Source organism: Paenibacillus oleatilyticus (assembly GCF_018998565.1).
GTDB classification, from domain to species: Bacteria; Bacillota; Bacilli; order Paenibacillales; family NBRC-103111; genus Paenibacillus_G; species Paenibacillus_G oleatilyticus.
The window spans coordinates 54,522-76,825 of the sequence record NZ_JAHNZO010000001.1 but is presented as its reverse complement, the minus strand read 5'-3'; the positions used below and the strand labels follow the sequence as shown (position 1 = coordinate 76,825).

The window sequence follows — 22,304 nt, the reverse complement described above, 5'->3', positions numbered from 1 at the left end:
TCCTTGAGCGCCGGTAGCGCCTTGCGGTCCTTGATCACCCTGAGGTCCTTGAGCGCCAGCAGCGCCTTGCGGCCCTTGATCGCCCTGAGGTCCTTGAGCGCCAGTTACACCTTGCGGCCCTTGATCACCTTGAGGTCCTTGATCGCCAGTAGAGCCTTGCGGTCCTTGATCACCCTGAGTTCCTTGAGCGCCGGTAGCGCCTTGCGGTCCTTGATCACCCTGAGGTCCTTGAGCGCCAGCAGCGCCTTGCGGCCCTTGATCGCCCTGAGGTCCTTGATCGCCAGTTACACCTTGCGGCCCTTGGTCGCCTTGAGGTCCTTGATCGCCAGTTACACCTTGAGGCCCTTGGTCACCCTGAGGTCCTTGAGCGCCAGTAGCGCCTTGAGGCCCTTGGTCGCCTTGAGGTCCTTGAGCGCCGGTAGCGCCTTGAGGCCCTTGGTCGCCTTGAGGTCCTTGAGCGCCAGTAGCGCCTTGCGGCCCTTGATCGCCTTGCGGTCCTTGATCACCAGTAGCGCCTTGCGGCCCTTGATCGCCCTGAGGTCCTTGAGCGCCAGTTACACCTTGAGGCCCTTGGTCGCCTTGAGGTCCTTGATCGCCGGTAGCGCCTTGCGGCCCTTGGTCCCCCTGAGGTCCTTGGTCGCCTTGAGTACCTTGAGGTCCTTGTTCGCCCTGAGGTCCTTGAGGTCCTTGGTCACCTTGAGGTCCTTGCTCGCCTTGAGTACCTTGAGGCCCTTGATCCCCTTGAGGTCCTTGATCACCTTGAGGTCCTTGCGGCCCTTGGTCCCCCTGAGGTCCTTGATCACCTTGAGGTCCTTGAGGTCCTTGAGGTCCTTGATCGCCCTGAGGTCCTTGAGGCCCTTGGTCACCTTGAGGTCCTTGATCACCTTGAGGTCCTTGAGGTCCTTGATCGCCCTGAGGTCCTTGAGGCCCTTGGTCACCTTGAGGCCCTTGATCACCTTGAGGTCCTTGAGGCCCTTGAGGTCCTTGGTCGCCTTGAGGCCCTTGAGGTCCTTGGTCACCTTGAGGCCCTTGAGGTCCTTGGATGCCCTGAGGTCCTTGAGCGCCTTGAGTACCTTGAGGCCCTTGGTTACCCTGAGGTCCTTGAGCGCCTTGAGTACCTTGCGGCCCTTGATCACCCTGAAGTCCTTGGATGCCCTGAGGCCCTTGAACGCCTTGAGTACCTTGAGGCCCTTGATCGCCCTGAGGTCCTTGGATACCCTGTGGCCCTTGAACGCCTTGAGGTCCTTGGAAGCCTTGAACGCCGCGAGGTCCTTGAGTACCTTGAGGTCCTTGAGGTCCTTGGAAGCCTTGAACGCCGCGAGGTCCTTGAGCGCCTTGAGCACCTTGAGGCCCTTGAGTGCCTTGAGGTCCTTGGAAGCCTTGAACACCGCGTTGTCCTTGAGGCCCTTGAGGTCCTTGAGCGCCTTGAGCGCCGCGAGGCCCTTGAGTGCCTTGAGGTCCTTGGAATCCTTGAACGCCGCGCTGTCCTTGAGGCCCTTGAGGTCCTTGAGTGCCTTGAGGTCCTTGAGGTCCTTGAGGTCCTTGGAAGCCTTGAACGCCGCGCTGTCCTTGAGGCCCTTGAGATCCTTGAGGCCCTTGAGATCCTTGAGGTCCTTGAGGTCCTTGGAAGCCTTGAACGCCGCGCTGTCCTTGAGGCCCTTGAGGTCCTTGAGGTCCCTGCGTACCACGAGGTCCTTGAGGTCCTTGAGGTCCTGCGCCCTGAGGTCCTTGAGGCCCTTGAGGCCCAACTGCTCCATCTGTCCGTGCAGCCTCAAAATGAGTAAAGACGGACTGGGCTATCACAGTAACCGTTCCGGCGTTGGGTTGAAGAAATACTCCCGTGCTGTCACCCGGAGCGAAATTCATTTGGGCGGTGTAGTTTACTGTGAAAGGTAGGTCCGGTTGATCCAAATCTCGGATGAAAATGATTCCGGATTGGTTGGGTCCTGCAAATGAGAGTGCAACGTATCCCACGGAAGGGTCCGCCAAGAGCAGAAGGCTGACGCTAATCGTATACACGCCGCCCTGACTGGAGACGAAGGTTGAAGTCGCTGGGTTGTACTCGCCGTTCAAATCATACTCAACGGTTTGAAAGGCTACGTCGAAGGGTCCGGATGTTGTAATAATTTGGTTCGTCAATGCCCGGGCTCTAAATGCGGATTCGGCCAACTGGATATCACCTCCGTATACTGATTTAGCTCCACTCTCAAAAACTTAAGATCGTGAAGCCTTTAATATAGTATGTGATAATGCGCAGCGAGCCGCGGCTTTTGCAGAGGTGAAATCGTATATTTTGAAATGGCCGTAAAAGCTTCTTTTGCTGTGTAACCTATTAAAAAAGCCGTCTGCCAAGTGGCAACCGGCTCTTTGCTTCTATCAAACTGTCCGTTTGGTCCCGATATACAGCGTATCTTTCTCGGACAAACCGTAAAGGTTTGCTTCCTCGACACCGTATGTTTCCGCCAAATTAAATAAAGCGACATGAAACCCGGCCGCTTCCAACCGGTCAACGAATCCTTTACGATTATATATGCGTACATGATCGTCTTGGCCGAAGTGTGCTTTTCTTGCCTGCGGCGAGGTCACCGCCGGGTCCTCCAGAATCTCCTCGAAGTTTAAAGCGATCGGCACTTGCAGAATGCTCCAGCCGTCCGGTTTCAATACGCGGTAAATTTCCGCCATCGCTTTGTGATCCTCGGGGATATGTTCCAGTACATGGCTGCAAATAACGGCATCGAAGGTTTCGTCAGCGTAAGGCATAGCCGTTAAATCTACCCGCTCCATTTCCGCATCCTGAGGCATTAAGTCGCCGCATAGATAGGAAAGGTTCGGAAGCCCTTTTAACCATTTCCTTAAATTTTTCTCGGGTGCAATGTGCAGTAATTTTTGCGGCCTTACGAGCAGATCCGTTTCACGTTCAATATAGAATTTATACAACCTTTCCCTGTCGAAAGAGGAGCACACGGGACACATGGCGGTCTGCTTGTTCCACATTTCATACTGGCACTTGGGAAAGTCGTAAATATCCGGCCACGGGCGAAAGCGTACAATCGTATTATTGCAATAAGGACAATAGTAGGGACCTTGGTGTTTGAGGTGGTCAACCAAATGATTTTTCTCCTTTCCTATTTCTTATCAAGCCGTTTTTTGATGACGGCCGGCACCCCCGCAGCCATAGTAAAGTCGGGGATATCGTCTTTGACAAAGGCTCCGCCGCCAATCATAGACCAGCAGCCGATGCGGCATTTCTCCCGAACCGAGGAGCCGATGCCGATGTAGGTTCCTTCGCCTACGGTCACGTTGCCCGCCAGATTCACACCCGGGGCGATGGTGACATAATCGTCAACGACCGTATCATGACTGATGTTGGCGCTTCGATTGATGATCACATGGCTTCCGATCCGGATATTATCGGTAAGAATGGCGCCTTCGCAGATCATGCTGCCTTGCCCCACGGTATTTCTTCCCGACAAACGGACACGCGGATGGATCAGCGGGTCTGCGATGCGGAATCCCGACCGGATGGTATCGTAAGCGAACCGCTTCTTTAACGCCGGGTCCCCGACCCCGGCACATACGATCTCGGCCTCATGCCGCATCGTTTCGATATCGTCAAGCGTTCCCAATACGGAAACTCCATTCACCCGTTGGCCCTTCATTTCCGGCCGTTCGTCCAGAAACCCCAGCACCTGCACTCCCAGCTCTTCGCAAAGCCAGTTGACTTCGCGGGCATGTCCGCCCGATCCCCAGATAACGATCTTTCTCATAGGGCATTCCCCTCGGTAATGCTTCCAAGCACCTTCACAATTCGCCTGACGGTGGCCTCATTCATTTCCTCCCAGAGCGGCAGACTGACAATTCGGTCTGCAACCCGTTCCGTCACCTGAAGATCGGAATGGGGGCAGCTTTGAAACTGCTTCTGCTGATGGCATGCCGGGGAGAAGTAAGTCCGGGCTTCAATCGAATGGGAGGCTAACCGCCGGATGATTTCCCGGTTGCCGGGGGAGTCCGGGCTCAGCAGAGAGAAAAATTGCAGGGGCACCTGGCCTTGCATCTGTTGGGCAGACCATCCCCGCTGCAATAAATTTTCTTGCTGCAGTTCACGGCGATAATAGCCGATGATCGTTTTTCTTCGCTCCTGTACGGCCTGGAATCCTTCGAGAGTGGCCAAGGCGATAGCGGCGGTATATTCGGAAATTTTACTGTTTAAGCCTAACATCACGGATTCCCTGGAGCTGGAAAAGCCGAAGTTTCCGGCCCGGCGGATTCGCTGAATGAGATCCTGGTCCGCACTATAGACTAAACCGCCTTCTCCGACACCAAACGTTTTGGTCGCGTGAAAGCTGAACACCACGGCTCCGCCGAAGCCTTTGCCGAATTGTGCAGTATCCTCCAGAGCAGTCGTTCCAAAGCTGGCAGCCGCATCGATGACGACCGGAATTCCTTCCTGCAGCAGGTTATCGTATAGGGATAAATCGATAGCCGAACCGAAAGTGGCGTAAGGAACGACGACCGCGATCTGCTCGCCCAGCCGCTCGATCGTCTCCTCCAATTGCGCTTTGTTCATTTGCCAATCGTCCGGTTCGATATCCAGGAAATACGGCTCAAGCCCGCACCACTCGGCGGCGAGAGGGGTCGCTGCAAAAGTAAAGCTGGGCATCACCGCATATTTGCCCCGGGTCCGCTTGCTTTGCGAAATCGCCAGCATCAGCCCGATTGTAGCGTTATGCATCGTCACGGCTGCGCCGATGCCATCGAACATTTGGGCAATCACGCGCGTTTCAAACAGATGATTTAAGGGTCCGTAATTGGAGTAAATCCGGCTTGCTTCTATAGTTTCAAAATAAGAAAGCAACCGCTCCTTTTTGACTAAATTCGGTCGCAAGAACGGAATTTCGTACATAAGGCAACCTCTTCCCACTGGAATCCGCTTTCCAATTAAAATGTGCACACCTTATCGTATGAAACCCACGAGCGGGTGGAACGGCGAATACCTGCCTCTCTGATTTTCGCAATGCCTCATTCTATCGTATTCAGGATCGAATCGATCCGCTGAATGTCCGCTGCAAATTGCGGGTATCCCTGCACGCGTTTGCGGTAAGCAAGTAGGGCGGTTTTGTACAACTCCTCTGTCTCGAGAAAACCCTCTTCTCTGGAGGCGATCGTGATATCGAGCCATTCGCTGAACGCTTTGAAGCCAAGCGCGCTGTTATTTTGGTTGGCATGTAATCGAAAGTAGCTGAGCGCTTCCGGAATATACACCGCTTTTCCTTTGGACAATAGGGATAACCAGGCAGCCATATCGTTGATCAGCGAATATTGCTTCCCGCGGAAGACACCGAACGGTTCGGTAAGGTCCGCTTTTTTAAACAAAACGGTCGTCGGCTCGCCGATGACATTTAAGCAGCGGGTTAACGCGATGTTCCCCAGCGTTTTTCCATCCATCACTCTCGTTTCTTCGTAGAGTCTGACCGTTGCGGCGATGGGCGCAAGAGGGCTCCCCGATTCATTGATGGTTTGCCGGTAGGAGGTGACTAGCGTGATGTTTTCGAATTCGTGAAAAAAACGGAGCATTTTGGAGAGCTTTTCTTTATGAAATACGTCGTCATCCATCAAGTAATTGATATATTCCCCCGAGGCGAGGTCGAAGCATTTGTGCCAGTTTTCAAGAAAAAGGTTTTTCTCGTTTTTGTGATATTTGATCCGGGGATAAGACGGCAGATAAGCCGCTTCCAGCATTTGTTGCACTTCATTATTGGAGCTGTCGTCGCAAATGACGATTTCGATATTCGGGTAGGTTTGTTCGAGTACGCTGTCGATGGCGATTTTTAGCGTATGGGGACGGTTATAAGCGGGGATAACGACACTAACCAACGCATGTTCCAAGATCACTCCACCTTTCTTAAAAATGAGTTGTGTCCCGCATGTACGATAGGATTATTACCTCTCAGAGTATGCGTCCACAAGCGAAATGTGCGTTCATACAAGGTTTTTAGGCGGACAAATATGAGGGAGGGGGAATAAACTGCGTATGTGAAAAAGAGAATGGATCGACGCTCGGGCTCCAGCTTGTGCTCGACATTTGAGAAAGGGGAATCAACTTGTCATCGGACTTCATTCCTTTATTGACGGTTCATCTGTTTGTGACAGACAAGATTTCGAAGGATAAATTGAAAGAACCGATCTTGAGGCTGGCAGAAAACCACATCACCGTGAAAATGTATGGACCTGATGATCCATTAGTCGATGCCGGCCCCCGGAAGCCGCGCGTCTATGCTTCCATAGGAGATGAATGGGAATGTTTTACAACTCTAAAATCGCTGCCTGTTCAGGAAAAAAAACGTTGGCTGCACTTCCATTCGCCGGACGAACTGGAATCGAGTAGACTGTTTTATTGCTGGCTCAAAGGGACGGATCCTCTCCCTGAAAACAAAACAGTTCCTCCTACCCGTTTTACTTCCGATACGCCTCTGATCTCCGTGTTCACGGCCAGCTACCAGTCCAAAGAAAGAATTCAACGTCCTTATCGATCACTGTTAAATCAGACTTACCCGAACTGGGAATGGGTCATTGTGGACGATTCCGGAGATGACGACGAAACCTACAAGAATGACTTGCTTCCTCTGAAAGACCCACGCGTGCGCAGATATCGCCAGGATTCCCGCAATGGCTATATCGGGGCGCTCAAAAGGTATGCCGCAGGTCTTTGTACAGGGGAAATCTTGGTCGAGGTGGATCATGACGACGAGCTGATGCCCGATTGCCTGGAGAAGATTGTTCGGGCCTTTCAGGAGAATCCCGAATGCGGCCTGGTTTACGGGGATTGCACCGAGGTGTACGCAGAGAACCTTCATGGGCATTGGTACGGCTGGGATTGCGGTTTTGGATACAGCGTATTTTATCGGGTCTGGCTGCATGCCATGAACCGCTGGCAAAATGCGCACAGACATACGACGATCAACGGCAATACGGTCCGCCATTTGGTCGGGTTGCCGAATCATCCTCGCGCATGGTCCCGGGATTGTTATCATCTGGTCGGGGGCCATCGCGATGAGCTGCTGGTGGCCGACGATTACGACATGCTGATTCGGACGTTTCTTTGTTCCAAGTTTGCGGCCGTTCCCGATTTACTTTATATCCAATATCGGAACGAAAGGGGAAACAACACGACGTTTCTAAGAAATAAGCAGATCCAGATTTTGGTCAGAGAACTGGAACGGGTTTACCACGATAGAATTCATTCGAGGTTAACCGAGTTGGAACTGCCGGAACATCTGCCGTACAGCCGTATATGGGAGACTTCCGTACATGCTCCCGCCCGCAAAACGGCTCATGTCATTCATGAAGATACTTCCCGTGTTTCGATCTTGTTCCCGATTCCATACGCTCATCCGGAAACGGAGCATACTCAATTAAGGAAGACCCTCCAAATGGGTATGGAGTCGGGCTTTAAGAACACCGAGGTTATCGTTGTGGGCCGCATCCCCAAGGAAGTGGAGTTTTTCGCTTCCCATGCACCGGCAGGGGCGATCCGCTGGTGGCCGATGGAGCCGGACGATTCGTTGGACACTTGTATCCAGTACGCAAAGTATTGTGCATCCTGTAAAGAGAAAGTGGTTGTGATGCCTTAAAAGACCGGGCAGCATAAAGCGGTAGGGGAGAAAGCCCCAATATTGTTTTCTGGAACTGAAGTTCATATTTCTTCAATAAACCAACCTCCTGTACATGTAACAGGAGGTTGATTTGCAGTTCCCTGTAGGCACACCATAGATAAGTGATCTCTGAGAGTTGCGGAGCAAAAATTTAAGAATTATAGGTTTACACCGTGTTTGAAATTTATATTCGTCATAAAATGTAAAAAAAATATTAAGGAGAGAAGAGGATCGCCGTGGGAATTGGAAAAATGAAAAAACATAGGGAAATGCTGCAACACTCCGTTTTGCGGCGCCATATCCCCGAAACGCTCTGGTTTACCCATGCGAGGGCTTTGCGGATGCTGAGATCGTATTCAACGATCTTCATCAAACCCAATCATGGTAGCGGGGGAAACGGCATCATTCGGGTCAAGAGGGTCCGCAACGGCTACGAGGTCCGGTGCGGTCTTAGGCGCACACGCGTCGGTCCCGCCTCTTTGTATAAAACGATTCAGTCTTATTTGCAACCATCCGGACAGTATCTGGTGCAGCGGGGACTTCGTTTGGCCCGGTACAAGGGATCGATTTTTGACGCCAGAATTTACATGCAGAAACCGAACAAGAAATGGGGAATTTCCGGCATGGCTGCCCGTGTGGCCGCTCCGCGCCGGTTCGTCACAAATTATCACAAAGGCGGACATGGAGTACAGCTCAAACCGGTATTATCGAGGCTCTTTAAGGATCGAAAAAAAGTAAATAACACGCTACAAAAAATAACAAAGATCTCCCATCTCATGGCTAGAACCATCAACAAGCGGCATGCGATTCGTGAACTGGGAGTTGATCTTGGGATTGAGAAAAACGGCCGTATATGGATTATCGAAGCCAATTCGCGGCCAGGGCATAAGCTGTTCACTCAACTTCCAGACAAGACCCCGTTGCATAGAATTATGAAAAATAAGCGCTTGATTCGGAGACGGCTGATCAAATAGAAAGGAAAACGGCCAATGAAAAAGACAAAACAGCTAAAACAAATGATTCACTCGCAACATTTGGAGTTTATCATGGAAGCCCATAGCGGGCTGTCGGCTGCCATTGCCGAAGAGGCCGGGTTCAAAGGAATCTGGGCCAGCGGATTATCCATCTCCGCAGCATTGGGAGTTAGGGACAACAATGAAGCTTCCTGGACGCAGGTGCTGGATGTTTTGGAATTTATGAGCGACGCCACGTCGATTCCGATCTTGCTTGACGGGGATACCGGCTACGGAAACTTCAACAATGCCAGGAGATTGGTGAAAAAATTGGAACAACGCCAAATTGCAGGCGTTTGTATCGAAGATAAGCTCTTTCCGAAAACCAACTCCTTCATTCATGCCAAAGCTCAACCGCTTGCCGATGTGGATGAGTTTTGCGGCAAAATTAAAGCGATGAAAGATACGCAATCGGACGAAGATTTTGTCGTCGTGGCAAGAGTGGAGGCGTTCATTACAGGATGGGGGCTGGAAGAGGCATTACGGCGAGCGGAGGCTTACCGGCAGGCGGGTGCCGATGCCGTTCTCATTCACAGCAAGAGATCGGATACCGTGGAAATCGAATCGTTTATGAAGGAATGGGGCGGAAGACTGCCGGTCGTGATCGTGCCTACCAAATATTACACCACTCCGACAGCCCGGTTCCAGGAGCTCGGGATCAGCCTCGTCATCTGGGCAAACCATAATTTGCGGGCCTCGATCGAGGCGATGAAAAAAGTATCCAGCCAAATTTTTCAGGAGAAGAGCCTTATCCATGTAGAAAGCGGTGTCGCTACGCTTGAGGAAGTGTTCAGGCTTCAAAGGGCCGAGGAGCTTCAGGCAGCGGAGCAAAAATATCTTCCTTCCACGGAAAAAGATTCGGATGAACGCTTATGATCGACACAAAATTATTTGGACAGGAAATGAAAAATTTGGGATTTCAGCTGTTCAGCGGTGTCCCGTGCTCTTTTCTGAAAAATTTAATCAATTATGCCATCAACGAATGCGAATATGTTGCAGCAGCGAATGAAGGGGATGCGGTCGCCATTGCATCCGGTGCCTTTGTGGGGGGAAAGAAGTCGGTTGTGCTCATGCAAAATTCGGGTCTGACCAATGCCGTATCCCCATTGACCTCCCTCACCTATCCGTTCCGGATTCCGCTGCTTGGATTTGTCAGTCTTCGCGGGGAGCCGGGTATTCCCGATGAGCCTCAGCATGAACTGATGGGCAGAATTACAACCGGTCTGCTGGATTTGATGCAAGTGGAATGGCAGTATTTATCGAATGATTTGGAAGAAGCCAAGCGTCAACTGGAAGAGGCTGACGAGCATATCGCGAACAACCGTTCCTTTTTCTTTGTCGTTCGCAAAGGGACGTTCGAGAAAGAGGTGCTGCGAAAACAACAATCCTCGGTCCATGTGAATCAACTCAGAACGCACCGTCATGCGGAGCTTCAGATGCCGACGCGGTATGAAGCTTTGACCGTCATCAATGCTTTGAAGGACAGCAAGACCGTACAGCTTGCCACAACCGGCAAAACCGGGCGGGAATTATACGAAATCGAAGATGCCGATCATAACCTGTATATGGTAGGCTCCATGGGCTGCATCAGTTCTTTTGGACTTGGGTTGGCATTGACCCAAAGCGGCAGGGATATTGTGGTGATTGACGGAGACGGTTCCTTGCTTATGCGAATGGGAAGCTTGGCTACAAACGGTTACTACCACCCGCCCAATATGATTCATATTCTGCTTGACAACAACGCGCATGAATCGACAGGAGGACAAAGCACGGTATCCCATAACAGCGATTTCGTCACGATTGCCGCTTCCTGCGGCTACACGAAGTCGCTATATATTCATAATTTGGAAGAAATGGAATTCGCCTTAAAAGAATGGAAACAAACAAAAGGATTGACTTTTCTATATATGAAAATATGTAAACAAGCCAAGGAGCAGCTTGGACGTCCCCATATGAAGCCTTACGAAGTAAAGGAACGGCTGCAGCGGTTTTTGAAGCAGGCTACTATCGGACAGTAGGGAAGAGGGAATAGGATGCGGGCTGTGAAGAGGATGATTTTGCTTAATCCCGGGCCAGCGACAACAAGCGATAGCGTGAAGCTTTCGCAGGTGGTACCGGATATTTGTCCCCGCGAACCGGAATTCGGCGATTTGATGGCCTATATCTCCGCAGAGCTGACCCGATTGGTCGCCGATCCGGATCATTATACGACGGTTTTGTTCGGCGGCTCCGGCACGGCGGCGGTTGAATCCATGATCAGCTCGGTCCTGGCGGAACAAGATGTAGTCGTGGTCATCAATAACGGGGCGTATGGGAAACGGATATGTGAGATTGCGGATGCCTACGGAATCCATTATCTGGAGTTTAAAAGCCCTTCGGATGATGCGATTGATTTGAATGCTCTGGAAAGGTTCATGCAAGCCTCCGGTCGTGCGATTTCGCATCTCGCCGTCGTGCATCACGAGACGACCACCGGTCTGCTTAACGACATCAAGGCGATTGGCGAATTGTGCGGGCGGTATCGAATCGACATGATCGTGGATGCCATGAGTTCGTTTGCCGCTGTTCCGATTCAGATGAAGGAAATGAATGTCCGTTATTTGGCCGCAAGCTCCAATAAAAATCTGCAGGGCATGGCGGGAGTTTCCTTTGTCGTAGCGGAAAAAAACAAATTGGAGAGCCTGAAGCACAAAAAGCCGAGAAATTATTATTTGGATCTTTATGCGCAGTATAAATATTTTTCGGAAAAGCGGCAAATGCGATTTACGCCGCCTGTGCAAACTCTGTATGCCCTTAAACAAGCGATTGAGGAATTAAAGCAGGAAGGCGTGAAGGAACGATACGAAAGGTATGTGAATTCGTGGACCACGCTCATTAAAGGCATCACCCGGCTGGGTTTAACTTACCTCGTCCCCGAACAATATCACGCCAAAATCGTCACTTCCATCCTCGAACCGGATTGCGCCGCCTTTCATTTTCAAGAGATGCACGACTATTTTTACAGCGAAGGGATCACCATTTATCCTGGTAAACTCGATCGATTGAATACTTTCAGAATCGCAACGATGGGGGATATTACTTATCAAGATATCGAAACGTTCCTGGAACGGCTTGAGCACTATCTTCAAAGCATCGGTTTTGCAAAGCGTGAGGAGGAGACGGGTGATGTCGGCGACAAAAGATAAGTGGCTGAAATATTGGTTCTTGAAAAAATACAAACGGTTGGCACCCTATGTGCCGAAAACGAAAATGATGTCGAAATCTGCTCTTTGGAAGCTTGTTTCCAACTACCAGCATGTCATCTTGAAGCCGGTAAGAGGCAGCCGGGGGCGCGGCATCATTCAAGTATCATCGCTAGGCGGCAATACGTATGCTTTGCATTTTGAGAATGTCCAAATCAAGATACATGGGAAAGAAAACACTTATAAATATATCCAAAGAAAAATCAGGAACACCCGTTATATGATACAACGGAGAATTACTCGTCCGACCATAGGCGGCTGTCCTTTTGATATGCGGGTTATCATACAGCGGAAAGAGTACTCCAGTAAATGGAAAGTAACGGCGAAGATCGCCAAAGTTGCAGGCAGAGGCTATATCGTCTCGAATAATGAGAGAAGCAAAGGAAGATTGCTTCCAGTGAAGAAGGCTATTCAAAAATCGACAATTAAACATCTTTCTTCGCAAAGATTGCAGTGGAAGATGGATCGAGTTTCTTTAAGAGCGGCCAGAAGATTGAGTGTTCTATTTCCACGCCATCGTATTTACGGTTTGGATGTGGGATTTGATCTGAAAGGCCATCCGTGGATCATTGAAGCCAATCTGTACCCGTCCATGTCCCATTTTCTTAAAGTAAAAGATAGAACCATGTATTGGCGAATTAGGGCATATAAAAAATCGGTGCGGACGTAACAAGTAATGAACTGTGGGCCTCTCAACAATTTAATTCGTTGAGGGGCTTTCCCATGTCTATAGGATGTTTACAATTTTTTTTCATTATATAACCAATTGATTATATAATTGAATTGATATATATTCATTTTGCACTTTCTATAATCCGGGGTTTAATCGCGTTTGCGAATAGGATGGAGGAGAATATGGCTGTCACTGCGTTTCTTATCTTTTTGATCACTCTAACATTTGTTATCTGGCAGCCCAAGGGATTGAATATCGGCTGGTCGGCAAGTGCGGGAGCTGTCCTTGCTTTACTGTTCGGCGTGGTAAGCTTCGCGGATGTTGCCACCGTAACCGGCATTGTATGGAATGCCACCTTGACATTTGTAGCCATTATTTTAATTTCATTGGTGCTCGACGAAGTCGGTTTTTTTGAGTGGGCGGCGTTACATATGGCGCGCCTTGCACGAGGCAACGGCATGCTCATGTTTATCAGCATCATTTTGCTCGGATCGGCGGTTGCTGCCTTGTTTGCCAATGACGGCGCAGCCTTGATCATGACGCCGATTGTGCTTGCTATGGTCCGGGCGCTTCGGTTTGAGGACAAAATGGTTTTGCCGTTTGTTATGGCGAGCGGATTCATTGCCGATACGGCTTCCTTGCCATTGGTCGTGAGCAACCTGGTCAATATCGTATCTGCCGATTATTTCGGCATCGGCTTTGCGGAATATGCAGGCCGTATGCTCGTTCCTAATTTCTTTTCCATTCTGGCGAGTCTTCTTGTGCTGTACCTGTATTTTCGCAAAAGTATCCCGAGGAGCTATCCTACCGCCCGGCTCAAAAGGCCAAGTGAAGCTATTAAGGATAGGAAGCTGTTTCAATGGTCTTGGGTCATATTGCTGGCTTTGCTCATCGCTTATTTCGCAAGCGGGTTGTTCTCCGTTCCCGTATCGGTTATTGCGGGGATCGCCGCCATCGCCTTTCTTGCAGCAGCGAGAAAAAGCCCGGCCATTCATACCTGGAAGCTTGTTAAAGAGGCTCCCTGGTCAATTGTCGTCTTCTCCATCGGCATGTATGTGGTGGTTTATGGATTGCGAAATGCCGGGCTAACCGATGCGTTGGGCAGCGTCATCCAAGCCGTCGCAGACAACGGACTGTTCGCGGCTGCCGTTGGAACAGGGTTCATCGCGGCTGTCCTGTCGTCGATTATGAACAACTTGCCGACGGTCATGATCGACGCGTTGGCCATTAAGGGGACGGAAACCCAGGGCTTCATTCGTGAGGCGTTAATTTATGCTAATGTGATCGGTTCCGATTTGGGACCCAAAATTACTCCGATCGGCTCGTTGGCCACCCTGCTATGGCTGCATGTATTATCTGCGAAAAACATGAAAATCGGCTGGGGCTACTATTTTAAAATCGGTATTATTTTAACCGTTCCTACCTTGTTTATTACGCTCATAAGTCTTTATTTATGGCTTTATCTGCTGCAAGCCAGTCACGCGAACGTATGGATTGCTACGATAACGATTGCCGTGGTTCTGGCTGTTATAGGGATGATCGTGAGAGCGGTGTTAGGGAGTAAGGTGGGGAAAGGCAGACAACAAAACATTTAATTCGGGTTGACTCTATTGTGATCCTCAATGTCTCCGAACCCAAATATGGAACGAATGATTTTGTCGAATCCATCGTAAACTACTCATGGTTAAGGGCATTAGCCTATCCTGTTCTTAAGGAGCGATCATATCAATCATGAATGGAAAAATGTTTGGAACATGGACAACGGTGTCGCTTCTGGCATTAGCGGCAGGCGGTGCTGTCGCCTACGGCGTAGCAAGACGCAACGGCAGCCGCAGAAACGTATTGCAAGGCGTGCGGGGATTTCGGTTATTCCGATAAGGCGTTTTACCTCACCTATTCCGGTGAGGTTTTATTTTGACCTTTGGGCTTGGCCGAAAAAAATAGCTCATGATATAAGAAACATTTGCGGAATCGTTCGAGAACCGTACATTCATAATCGTGGTCTTGAAACAATTGCAAGTATTGTACTTCGTTACGAAGATACTCCCCTTTGTCGTACCATTTCATAAACCGGCTACATATCGGTTTTTTCTTGCACAAGCAAGGCTCCATTACGATAATCGTTCCGTTTGGTTTAAGAATACGCTGAAATTCCTTCATGTATCTGGAGATTTCCTCGGAAGAAATATGGTGCAGTACAGCGATAATCAGAATGTAATCGACCGATTCCCGCGGAAATGGGATCGTATTGTTTTCGAGTACCTGAAATTGATGTTGGGGATACAATCGCTGAGCGTAACGAATTCGCCCGGCATCCGGGTCGATCCCATTATAATATAACGGATGGAACATGGAGCAATTGGCACCGGTACCCGAGCCGAAATCCAGAACGGATCTGTTTTCGAGCGTAAAATACGATCGAATGTGGTCGTGAATATATTTTTTGGTAAACCATTTCGGCCGGACAAACCAGTGATAAAGCCGGGGCGAAAATGAAGTCGTAATGAAACTCACCGTCTTTCGAGTTAGTCACGAGACATAATTTAACCTAAAAGGCTCATAATCATCCAAGCAACAATATATCTAATTCCAGACAACAAAGACGCCTCCATTCGCCTGATGCGGAGGAAGCGTCTTCGCCTTAGTTTCTTTGTTCTATGATTCGCGCCGGAACGCCGACGGCCGTACAATCGTCCGGAATGTCACGGACAACGGCAGCTCCGGCTCCGACGACGGACCATGCACCGATCCGGATGCCGTCGATCACCTTCGTTCCCGTGCCGAGCAAGGTGCCCGTTCCGACCGTCACGTTCCCGGACAAGGCCGAGCCCGGCGCGATATGGCATGCGGTGCCGATCCGGCATTCGTGATCAACCGACGCGTTCGTATTGATGACGGCGTAATCGCCGATATGCGCTTCAGCGTGAATGACGGCGCCGGCCATAACGGCGATTCCGCTTCCGAGCTGCACCGATTCGGCGATATAGGCGCGCGGGCTAATGGCATTGACGAGCCCGAAGCCGGCCTCGGCCGTCTCCCGGCACAGCTTCTCGCGCAGCCGGTTGTCTCCGATGGCGACAAACGCGTGCCGGATGCCTTCCTCGTACAGTCGCGGCAGCACGGAATCGTCGCCAAGGACAGGTATGCCCGACACTTCGGTGCCCGGCGCTTTGGTTGTGCAGCCTGCCAGGCGTACCGTAGGGTCGGACTTCAGAATATCGATGACGACTTTTGCATGCCCTCCTGAGCCGATAACGACCACTTTGCGTACCCCCGTCATACGGAATCCACCTCCTCGCGATTCAGCCGATCCCGGTCAACGGTGAATGAGGCTTTGAAATAGCCGGTAATATTCCTGCGCCACATCGGACCACGTACGCTGCAGCGTTCCCCGGATGGCGGCTTTCTCTTGGGCGACCAAGGAATGGCGGTTGTGGTACAGCTGTGCGATGGCGGCGGTCATCTCAGGCACCGAGTACGGATCGAACGTGACGAACGCGTTCATATTGCTGATGACTTCTCTGGCGACCTCGATCCGGCTGATCGCTACCGGCGTATCGACGGTCAACGACTCGAGAATCGGGAAGGGACAGCTCCCTTCGAAAAGCGTAGGCACGATCGTTCCCGCTGCATATTTATACAGCGAAGGCATATCGCCGGACGGGAGTCTTAAGTACACGATGCTGTTCAAAGCTTCATGATCCCAGCACCGTCCCAGCACGTTGGCGATTTCGTGTTCCAGCGGTCTGTGGCGGTAATGATCCGTCAGAACGAGCTTCAGCTTGGAAGCCCGGCCTTCGGGGGACTGCCTGTAATTCAGAAAAGCCTCCAGCAGCCGGTCGTGATTTTTATGCGCCCGGATGATGGAAGGGAACACGAGGTACTCCCCGTACAATTGATGCTTGCTGCGAAAAGCTCCTTCGGCCAACAATCCCAGATTGCGGTATTCCTCCACAGGGGCGGCCAATCGGATCACCTGCGTTTTATGAAGCGGGAGCTGCAAGTAACCGAGGCCGTCATAATTTTGAACGTATGCCGAGTTGAAGACCACTTTAACCGCTTTGTTCGCCATGGCATGAACGTTCGCGTCCAAGTCTTGAACCAATTTCGGATGCTTGCGCACGTACAGCTCCCGAAAATGCGTGTACACGAGGTCGTGAATGCATAAAACAACCGGACGCTCAAGCTGCAAGGCCATATCCATTCCTACATAAGGCACGCACCAGACATCAACCGGGAGATGCTGGTTCAACCAAGGGACGCTTGAAAAGTGATGCATAAACAGCCGGTCCGGATAGAGCGAGGCGAAGGCTTGGAACAATTTCTCCACTTCCTCAAAATTATGCTCCGTCGTCGTAACGTGGATCATAACGTCCGGAGCGTTCAACAGCAAGCCTTCCGTCAGTCGGACGACAAATCGCCCGATGCCTTCCCCGTCCAGATGAATCTTGGGCTGATACCCGAGAAATATGCCGATATGCTTAAAGAATGGCGCATGGGGAAGCAGCGGCGCAGCTAACGTGGGTACCGCATGTATTTTCTCCCGAAACTCTCCGGATTCGATAAAGCTGCAAAGCAGCCGGACCCGGGGCAAGCCGAGTGAGAGATGGTGAATATGGCTGTGAAGTCCCGGCAGATCGGGCTGGCGCAGCAGCAAGTCTTGATATAAGTAATGCACGAATTCCACATCGGTCACATGATTAATCCGGTGAAAAATGCCGATGAACGTCGTACGGGGATATTTCGCCGGTGATTGGGACGAGCTGTACAGACGTTCGGCTTCGCCGCTTTGCAGGAAATAGAGCAGGAAGTTGGTTTTCGGCACGCCGGCGTTCAGCCCGTTCAAATGCGATTGAAAGCCTTCCGGATCGGCATCCCGGAAAAAAAACTGCCGATACAGCTCCCAGATGAACTCCTCGCCTTCCAGCAGCAGCAGATTGCGCAAAATGTCCGTAAAGCGGAGCGTTGGCGCATGCTTCAGCTTTTTCGTAAAGCGGGCGCTGCTCAATCTTAAGTTGATTATGTCCATACGACAAACCTCCTTTACCATTTAATTTTCTTGCCTCTATAACAAGCCGAGATGGGCCAGGCGCTGCTCGATCAAGCGGCCGACGGCAGAGGGCGAATACCGGGTGCGGATCGTCTGCTGTCCGGCGGCGGCGATCTGGCGCCGCCAATCGGGATGCCGGACCAGATTGCGCATATGTCCGGCCGCCTGGCCGATTTCGGGATCGGCCCATACTTGATGGGCGCCGTAAGGTCCGTGGTCTGTTCCTACTTGTACAAGCTTGTACCCGACCGTACACGAATTTTCCGAAGTCATGAAATCCGTATTCCCCGACCAGTGCGTGCCGATCACCGGCTTGCCCAGATACATGGCTTCCGCCAAGCCGAGGCCGAAGCCTTCGGCGCGGTGCAGCGAGACGAAGCTGTCGGTGCAAGCGATCAAGGCGTTCACTTCATGACGCGCAAGCGTGCGGTCCATAATGATAATTTGAGGGAAGCTGTCAGCCACGCGATGCAGCAGGGACATATCGTCCGGCTTCACTCTCGCATTGTTCACTTTGACGACGAGACCGACGGACGGATCGTCCCTGTCGAAAGCCGCCTTGAACGCCTCAATGACGGCAAGCGGATTTTTCCGCTCCTGAAAGCTCTGCGTGTCGTACATGGAGCAGAACAAAAACCGGTTGTCCGGCAAGCCGAAGTAGGCCCGGTTCATCGCCGCATCGTGAGCTACTTCGATGCCGTGCGGGATATGGATGACGGGAATCGGGGACCTTTTGGCAATATTGGCCGCCACATAGACCGACGGCGCCCACACCTCCTGCAGGAACTGGAAGCCTTCGGCGTAAAAATCGGGAAGCTCCGGAAGCTCCCAGTGCCAGAAGCCGATATTGTAGCGTCCGTGCAGAAGGGAAGCGCCAAAGTGGTCGACGACATGCTTCAGCGTGTTCCCGTTGACGTGGAAAATGTTCACGTTATAGGCGGGCCCCTGCGTTTCTTTATGCGCCCACGTCATATCTTCGTTGCGGTAGTCTCCGTATACGGGGCAGTTCAATATCCCGAACGGAATCCTCGTCGTCTGCAGCGCCCGGGCAGCTAATCGGCCGGATTCGCCGATGCCGGTCTCCGCGCGGATTAAGCCGACCAAATTCACCCCGGCGGGGGGAGGGGCTGCAGCGGACGGAGAAGGGTGAACGGCCTTGGCCCCCTTGGGCCGGCGAGTACTCTTTTTTCGCTTGCGGCTCGCGACTTTTCGATGCTGACGAAGACCTGAACGCCTTCTCCGGCCCCGTTTTCCGGCAGATAGCGGCGCCTTTTTGCGCTTCGGTCTCCTGGAGGCTTTGGATGCAGCCCGCTTGTAGCCCCGAGGGCCCGAAGCGCGTCGGGTTTTCTTCTTTCGCATGGCGGTCATCTCCAGACTGGAATGGATCTGTTGTCTGCCCCTTAAGGGAAGGAGCGCCAATAATTCAGAAGATCATTGAGCGTACGGTCCAATGGAATTTCTGGTTTCCACCCCGTCGTCTCATGGAATTTCCGATAATCCCCCAGCAATATTTCCACATCTGACGGACGCAGACGGGCTGGATCGACCTTGACCTCGATTTTTACCTTGCTGAACGCAAGCAGCTTCTGAAGCATTTCTTCGATCGTAATGCAGGAGCCGGAAGCGATGTTGTACGTTTCCCCGGGCACGCCTTTCTCCAGCGCCAGCCAGTACGCCCGTACGACATCCCGGACGTCCGTAAAGTCCCGCTTGGCTTGCAGATTGCCGACATAAAGCACTGGGGGCTGTTTGCCTTTTTCGATATCGGCGATTTGCTTGGAGAAGTTCGAAGTGACGAAGTTTTCTCCCCGGCGCGGTCCCGTGTGATTGAAGGTCCGGGTCATGACGATATTCAGACCGTAGCTTTTGTAATATTGATAGCCCAAAAACTCCTGCGTCACTTTGCTGACGGCATACGGGCTGAGCGGCCGAAGCGGGTTCGTTTCCTTGATAGGCACCTCGTAGGCTTCGACGTGGCCGTATTCCTCGCTGGAGCAGGCGATTTGGATTTTGCAGTCGGGCTTGATTCGCCGGACGGCTTCCATAATGTTGATTTGGCTGGCGGCGTTATTGTAGATCGTGTCCACCGGAGAGTTCCAGGAGGTCGGGACGAAGCTTTGGGCGGCCAGGTGAAAGATCCGGTCGGGCTTCACACTGGCGATCAGGGCCTCGACGGAAAAAGGATCGCGCAGCTCGCACTCGACCAATTCGACCAATTGAAGATCCTTTAAATGCTTGATATGATCCAGTCGGCTTCGCTGGCGGATCGTCCCTACGACTTCATGCTCCCGCAGCAGATACTCCGCCAGATGGCTTCCGACAAAGCCTGAAATCCCGGTAATAAGCACCTTCATAAGTTCGTTATCCTCCTTTAACGTCCATAAATTTCTGCGCGTCCCGGATATGCTGCTCGTGGGCTTTGTCGCATACGAGCAGGCCGTCGGGGGTCGAGACGATGATTAAATCTTTGACTCCGATGACAACGGTCTTGAGGTTCTCCGTATAGACGATGCTGTTGCTCGTATAGAGAGGGGAGGCGTCTCCCATCACGATGTTTCCTTGGTCATCCGGTTGATGCACGCGTTCCAGCGAGGTCCAGGAGCCGATATCGTCCCATTCGAAATGAACGGGGATCGTATAGATTGACGAAGCTTTCTCCAAGATGGCGTAATCGACGGATATTTTGGGCAAGCGCGAATAGACGTCTTCCCACTGCCCGCCGCATCCTTCGAGCAACGTCCACATGTCCTTTTGACTGCGGCTCATGTAGTGGGCGATGGTCGATGGCTTCCAGATGAAAATGCCGCTATTCCAGTACACGTTCTTTTGCTCTATCAATTGCTTGGCCCGCTCCAGGGGGGGCTTCTCGATAAAGGCTTTTGCAGCAACCGCCTGCCCCTCTGCCGTCGGCTCTTCCGTCACGATATAGCCGTATCCGGTTTCAGGCCGGGTCGGCACGATCCCCAAGGTAACGATCGAAGGGCCTGATCTGGCGACGATCTCCGCTTGCTTCAGCGCCTCCCACAAGCTGTTTCCTTCCGGGATGTATTGGTCGGACGGGGTCGTTACCAGAACGTCGTCTTCCCCTTTTTGCAAAAAGTGCAGCGCCGACAAAGCGACGCAAGGAGCCGTATCCTTCGGCTCAGGCTCCATAATGAGGTGTTCCTGCTTCAGCTCGGGAAGCTGCTCGTGAACAAGCCCGCTGTATTGCTTGGTCGTCACAACATAGATGGACGTGCCCGGCACATACTGGAGAAATCTGCGGTACGTTTGCTGCAGCATGGTTTGTTCGGAGGTTAGGGAGAGGAATTGCTTCGGCTTCGATTTGACGCTGCGCGGCCAAAATCTCGTCCCTTGCCCGCCGGCCATGATCATGATTTTCATCGGTCTCATCCTCCTTATGCAGTTGATCATTCCGCCTCCGTTTAATATATTGGGGCGGGCCGGTTCATCGGAACGTCGACTGTCCCCCGTATAATCGTACAAATTACAAGTAATACCCGCGATAAAGGAAATGGGCAGATTGAAATACGGCGATGTAATGATTGGCAATATCGTCCCAGGAGATCGTCGGGTCGTTCATGCCCAGGACAGCGGATTGCTTGTAGCGCGCGTAGTTGTCGGCCAAGCTCTCCATCGCGCGGGTCATATCGTCCGGCGATTCGGGGTTAAACCAGGCGACCTCCGCGCTCCGTCGCGCCAGATGCTCACGCATGACCGGGATGTCCGAGCATAAGACCGGTGTTCCCATGCTGAGCGCCTCCTCCACCGGATAGCTGCCTCCTCCCTCGGCAAGACTCGGCATAATCAGGGCGTAGGCGTTCCTGATTAACGGAGCGACCAACTGGTCCAGCACCAGCCCGAGCGGGAAGACATCTTTATCGATTTGGAGCCCCAATCGTTTGATTAGCGAGACCAGGGTCGGAATCGAAGCCAACTCCGGCCAGTAGGGCGGAACGCTCCTTAGCATCTCCGTATTGTAGCCGATCAGAAGCAGCGGGTGCTGGCTGCGGCGGGAGAAACGCGAGTAAGCGAGCAGCAGATTGTAATGGTTTTTGTGCGGCGACGTATTGGCCGGATAAATGAAGTAGGGAAACGGGTAGCTCTGAGCGAGTGCGGAGTCCAGCGCCGGATTCTCGAAAACTTTGGACGGCGAAATCGCATGCGGAATCAGGAAGGTCGGTTGGCATGCCGGACCGAAATGTGCGACGAGTCGCGACTTCACATGTTCGGAAGAAACGACGACATGTGTACTTCTTTCCAGCCAGACCTTGGCTTTCTCCCAATGCTCGCGAACAACCGATCCCGGCGTGAACGGCGGGACGTAATCGAAGATGGTGGCATCGTGAAACGTAATGACGGTCGGCTTGTGAAAGTCGACGAATGCCGGACCGTGCGGCCAAAATACGTACACGACGTCGCAATCGGCAATGTACGGATGATTCGGGGTGTTCCGAATGTCCTCTTCGCAGTATACAATGTCAATTTTGGGATGCTGCTGCGTGTTGACTCTGTCTTTAAAACCGGTCTGAGCCGACAAAACGACCCGGACGTACTGCACGCCAGGCTGCCGGGCGAGCGCCGTCGCCAAATTCGTCAGCAGCCTGCCCCCGCCTCCGATGGAAAACATGTAGCTCCATATCAAAATTTTCATTCCGCGATCTCTCCTTGAGG

General features: G+C 52.0%; 19 protein-coding genes and 1 pseudogene. 8 read left to right on the top strand and 12 right to left on the bottom strand.

The window, feature by feature from the left end; genetic code table 11:
* The 5 genes and pseudogenes from KQX66_RS00380 to KQX66_RS00360 all read right to left on the bottom strand — a co-directional run.
* Positions 1 to 1,215 (bottom strand): annotated as a pseudogene (locus tag KQX66_RS00380) (hypothetical protein); the annotation flags it as partial.
* Between the two features lie 1,161 nt (positions 1,216 to 2,376).
* Entirely contained in the window at positions 2,377 to 2,784 is a 408-nt protein-coding gene (locus KQX66_RS37155) for a class I SAM-dependent methyltransferase (protein ID WP_253956831.1), read from the bottom strand.
* Positions 2,785 to 3,125: 341 nt separating this feature from the next.
* Positions 3,126 to 3,767, bottom strand: a complete 642-nt coding sequence (locus tag KQX66_RS00370; RefSeq protein WP_216788491.1) for an acetyltransferase — start codon at positions 3,765 to 3,767, stop codon at positions 3,126 to 3,128.
* Positions 3,764 to 4,903, bottom strand: a complete 1,140-nt coding sequence (locus KQX66_RS00365) for a DegT/DnrJ/EryC1/StrS family aminotransferase (RefSeq protein WP_216788489.1) — start codon at positions 4,901 to 4,903, stop codon at positions 3,764 to 3,766. The genes KQX66_RS00370 and KQX66_RS00365 overlap by 4 nt, the downstream gene beginning before the upstream one ends.
* 116 nt (positions 4,904 to 5,019) lie before the next feature.
* Positions 5,020 to 5,886: a glycosyltransferase family 2 protein gene (locus KQX66_RS00360; protein WP_216788487.1), complete on the bottom strand. Its 867-nt coding sequence runs from the start codon at positions 5,884 to 5,886 to the stop codon at positions 5,020 to 5,022.
* A 215-nt stretch (positions 5,887 to 6,101) separates the two neighbouring features.
* Here KQX66_RS00360 and KQX66_RS00355 point away from each other — a divergent pair, with 215 nt between their 5' ends.
* The 8 genes from KQX66_RS00355 (at position 6,102) to KQX66_RS00320 (ending at position 14,458) form a co-directional block, all read left to right on the top strand.
* The gene (locus KQX66_RS00355) at positions 6,102 to 7,631 is read left to right on the top strand and encodes a glycosyltransferase (protein WP_216788484.1); all 1,530 of its coding nucleotides are present in this window, start codon (positions 6,102 to 6,104) and stop codon (positions 7,629 to 7,631) included.
* Between the two features lie 257 nt (positions 7,632 to 7,888).
* Positions 7,889 to 8,626, top strand: coding sequence for a YheC/YheD family protein (locus KQX66_RS00350; protein ID WP_216788482.1), 738 nt, complete (start codon positions 7,889 to 7,891; stop codon positions 8,624 to 8,626).
* Positions 8,627 to 8,641: 15 nt separating this feature from the next.
* Entirely contained in the window at positions 8,642 to 9,541 is a 900-nt protein-coding gene (gene aepX, locus KQX66_RS00345) for a phosphoenolpyruvate mutase (protein ID WP_216788480.1), read from the top strand.
* A complete protein-coding gene (gene aepY / locus KQX66_RS00340) occupies positions 9,538 to 10,683 on the top strand; it encodes a phosphonopyruvate decarboxylase (protein WP_216788477.1) in 1,146 nt (381 codons plus the stop codon). Before aepX ends, aepY begins: the two co-directional genes overlap by 4 nt.
* Before the next feature lie 15 nt (positions 10,684 to 10,698).
* Positions 10,699 to 11,850 (top strand): 2-aminoethylphosphonate aminotransferase, encoded by a 1,152-nt coding sequence (locus tag KQX66_RS00335; RefSeq protein ID WP_216788475.1) that lies wholly within the window; start codon positions 10,699 to 10,701, stop codon positions 11,848 to 11,850.
* Positions 11,831 to 12,577: a YheC/YheD family protein gene (locus KQX66_RS00330; protein ID WP_216788473.1), complete on the top strand. Its 747-nt coding sequence runs from the start codon at positions 11,831 to 11,833 to the stop codon at positions 12,575 to 12,577. Before KQX66_RS00335 ends, KQX66_RS00330 begins: the two co-directional genes overlap by 20 nt.
* Positions 12,578 to 12,762: 185 nt before the next feature.
* A complete protein-coding gene (locus KQX66_RS00325) occupies positions 12,763 to 14,175 on the top strand; it encodes an arsenic transporter (RefSeq protein WP_216788471.1) in 1,413 nt (470 codons plus the stop codon).
* 136 nt (positions 14,176 to 14,311) lie between these two features.
* The gene (locus KQX66_RS00320) at positions 14,312 to 14,458 is read left to right on the top strand and encodes a hypothetical protein (protein WP_216788469.1); all 147 of its coding nucleotides are present in this window, start codon (positions 14,312 to 14,314) and stop codon (positions 14,456 to 14,458) included.
* A gap of 15 nt (positions 14,459 to 14,473) precedes the next feature.
* Here KQX66_RS00320 and KQX66_RS00315 read toward each other — a convergent pair whose 3' ends face one another.
* From KQX66_RS00315 to KQX66_RS00285, 7 genes are all read right to left on the bottom strand, one after another.
* Positions 14,474 to 15,094, bottom strand: coding sequence for a class I SAM-dependent methyltransferase (locus KQX66_RS00315; protein WP_308646997.1), 621 nt, complete (start codon positions 15,092 to 15,094; stop codon positions 14,474 to 14,476).
* Between the two features lie 127 nt (positions 15,095 to 15,221).
* Positions 15,222 to 15,860 carry an acetyltransferase gene (locus KQX66_RS00310; RefSeq protein ID WP_216788466.1) on the bottom strand — a complete coding sequence of 213 codons (639 nt, stop codon included), beginning with the start codon at positions 15,858 to 15,860 and terminating at the stop codon, positions 15,222 to 15,224.
* A gap of 36 nt (positions 15,861 to 15,896) precedes the next feature.
* Entirely contained in the window at positions 15,897 to 17,609 is a 1,713-nt protein-coding gene (locus KQX66_RS00305) for a DUF4214 domain-containing protein (RefSeq protein ID WP_216788464.1), read from the bottom strand.
* A 36-nt stretch (positions 17,610 to 17,645) separates the two neighbouring features.
* Positions 17,646 to 18,989 (bottom strand): glycosyltransferase family 4 protein, encoded by a 1,344-nt coding sequence (locus KQX66_RS00300; protein WP_216788462.1) that lies wholly within the window; start codon positions 18,987 to 18,989, stop codon positions 17,646 to 17,648.
* 41 nt (positions 18,990 to 19,030) lie between these two features.
* Positions 19,031 to 19,984 carry a GDP-mannose 4,6-dehydratase gene (locus KQX66_RS00295; RefSeq protein WP_216788461.1) on the bottom strand — a complete coding sequence of 318 codons (954 nt, stop codon included), beginning with the start codon at positions 19,982 to 19,984 and terminating at the stop codon, positions 19,031 to 19,033.
* A 7-nt stretch (positions 19,985 to 19,991) separates the two neighbouring features.
* The gene (locus KQX66_RS00290; RefSeq protein WP_216788460.1) at positions 19,992 to 21,014 is read right to left on the bottom strand and encodes a mannose-1-phosphate guanylyltransferase; all 1,023 of its coding nucleotides are present in this window, start codon (positions 21,012 to 21,014) and stop codon (positions 19,992 to 19,994) included.
* A 103-nt stretch (positions 21,015 to 21,117) separates the two neighbouring features.
* Positions 21,118 to 22,284, bottom strand: a complete 1,167-nt coding sequence (locus tag KQX66_RS00285) for a glycosyltransferase family 4 protein (protein WP_216788459.1) — start codon at positions 22,282 to 22,284, stop codon at positions 21,118 to 21,120.
* Positions 22,285 to 22,304 lie beyond the last annotated feature (20 nt).

Coding starts and splice junctions, on each gene's coding strand:
- KQX66_RS00295 (WP_216788461.1), bottom strand. CDS start 19,984: ATGAAGGTGCTTATTACCGGGATTTCAGGCTTTGTCGGAAGCCATCTG.
- aepY (WP_216788477.1), top strand. CDS start 9,538: ATGATCGACACAAAATTATTTGGACAGGAAATGAAAAATTTGGGATTT.
- KQX66_RS00370 (WP_216788491.1), bottom strand. CDS start 3,767: ATGAGAAAGATCGTTATCTGGGGATCGGGCGGACATGCCCGCGAAGTC.
- KQX66_RS00365 (WP_216788489.1), bottom strand. CDS start 4,903: ATGTACGAAATTCCGTTCTTGCGACCGAATTTAGTCAAAAAGGAGCGG.
- KQX66_RS00325 (WP_216788471.1), top strand. CDS start 12,763: ATGGCTGTCACTGCGTTTCTTATCTTTTTGATCACTCTAACATTTGTT.
- aepX (WP_216788480.1), top strand. CDS start 8,642: ATGAAAAAGACAAAACAGCTAAAACAAATGATTCACTCGCAACATTTG.
- KQX66_RS00310 (WP_216788466.1), bottom strand. CDS start 15,860: ATGACGGGGGTACGCAAAGTGGTCGTTATCGGCTCAGGAGGGCATGCA.
- KQX66_RS00320 (WP_216788469.1), top strand. CDS start 14,312: ATGAATGGAAAAATGTTTGGAACATGGACAACGGTGTCGCTTCTGGCA.
- KQX66_RS00305 (WP_216788464.1), bottom strand. CDS start 17,609: ATGGACATAATCAACTTAAGATTGAGCAGCGCCCGCTTTACGAAAAAG.
- KQX66_RS00300 (WP_216788462.1), bottom strand. CDS start 18,989: ATGCGAAAGAAGAAAACCCGACGCGCTTCGGGCCCTCGGGGCTACAAG.
- KQX66_RS00290 (WP_216788460.1), bottom strand. CDS start 21,014: ATGAAAATCATGATCATGGCCGGCGGGCAAGGGACGAGATTTTGGCCG.
- KQX66_RS00285 (WP_216788459.1), bottom strand. CDS start 22,284: ATGAAAATTTTGATATGGAGCTACATGTTTTCCATCGGAGGCGGGGGC.
- KQX66_RS37155 (WP_253956831.1), bottom strand. CDS start 2,784: ATGGAGCGGGTAGATTTAACGGCTATGCCTTACGCTGACGAAACCTTC.
- KQX66_RS00330 (WP_216788473.1), top strand. CDS start 11,831: ATGTCGGCGACAAAAGATAAGTGGCTGAAATATTGGTTCTTGAAAAAA.
- KQX66_RS00335 (WP_216788475.1), top strand. CDS start 10,699: ATGCGGGCTGTGAAGAGGATGATTTTGCTTAATCCCGGGCCAGCGACA.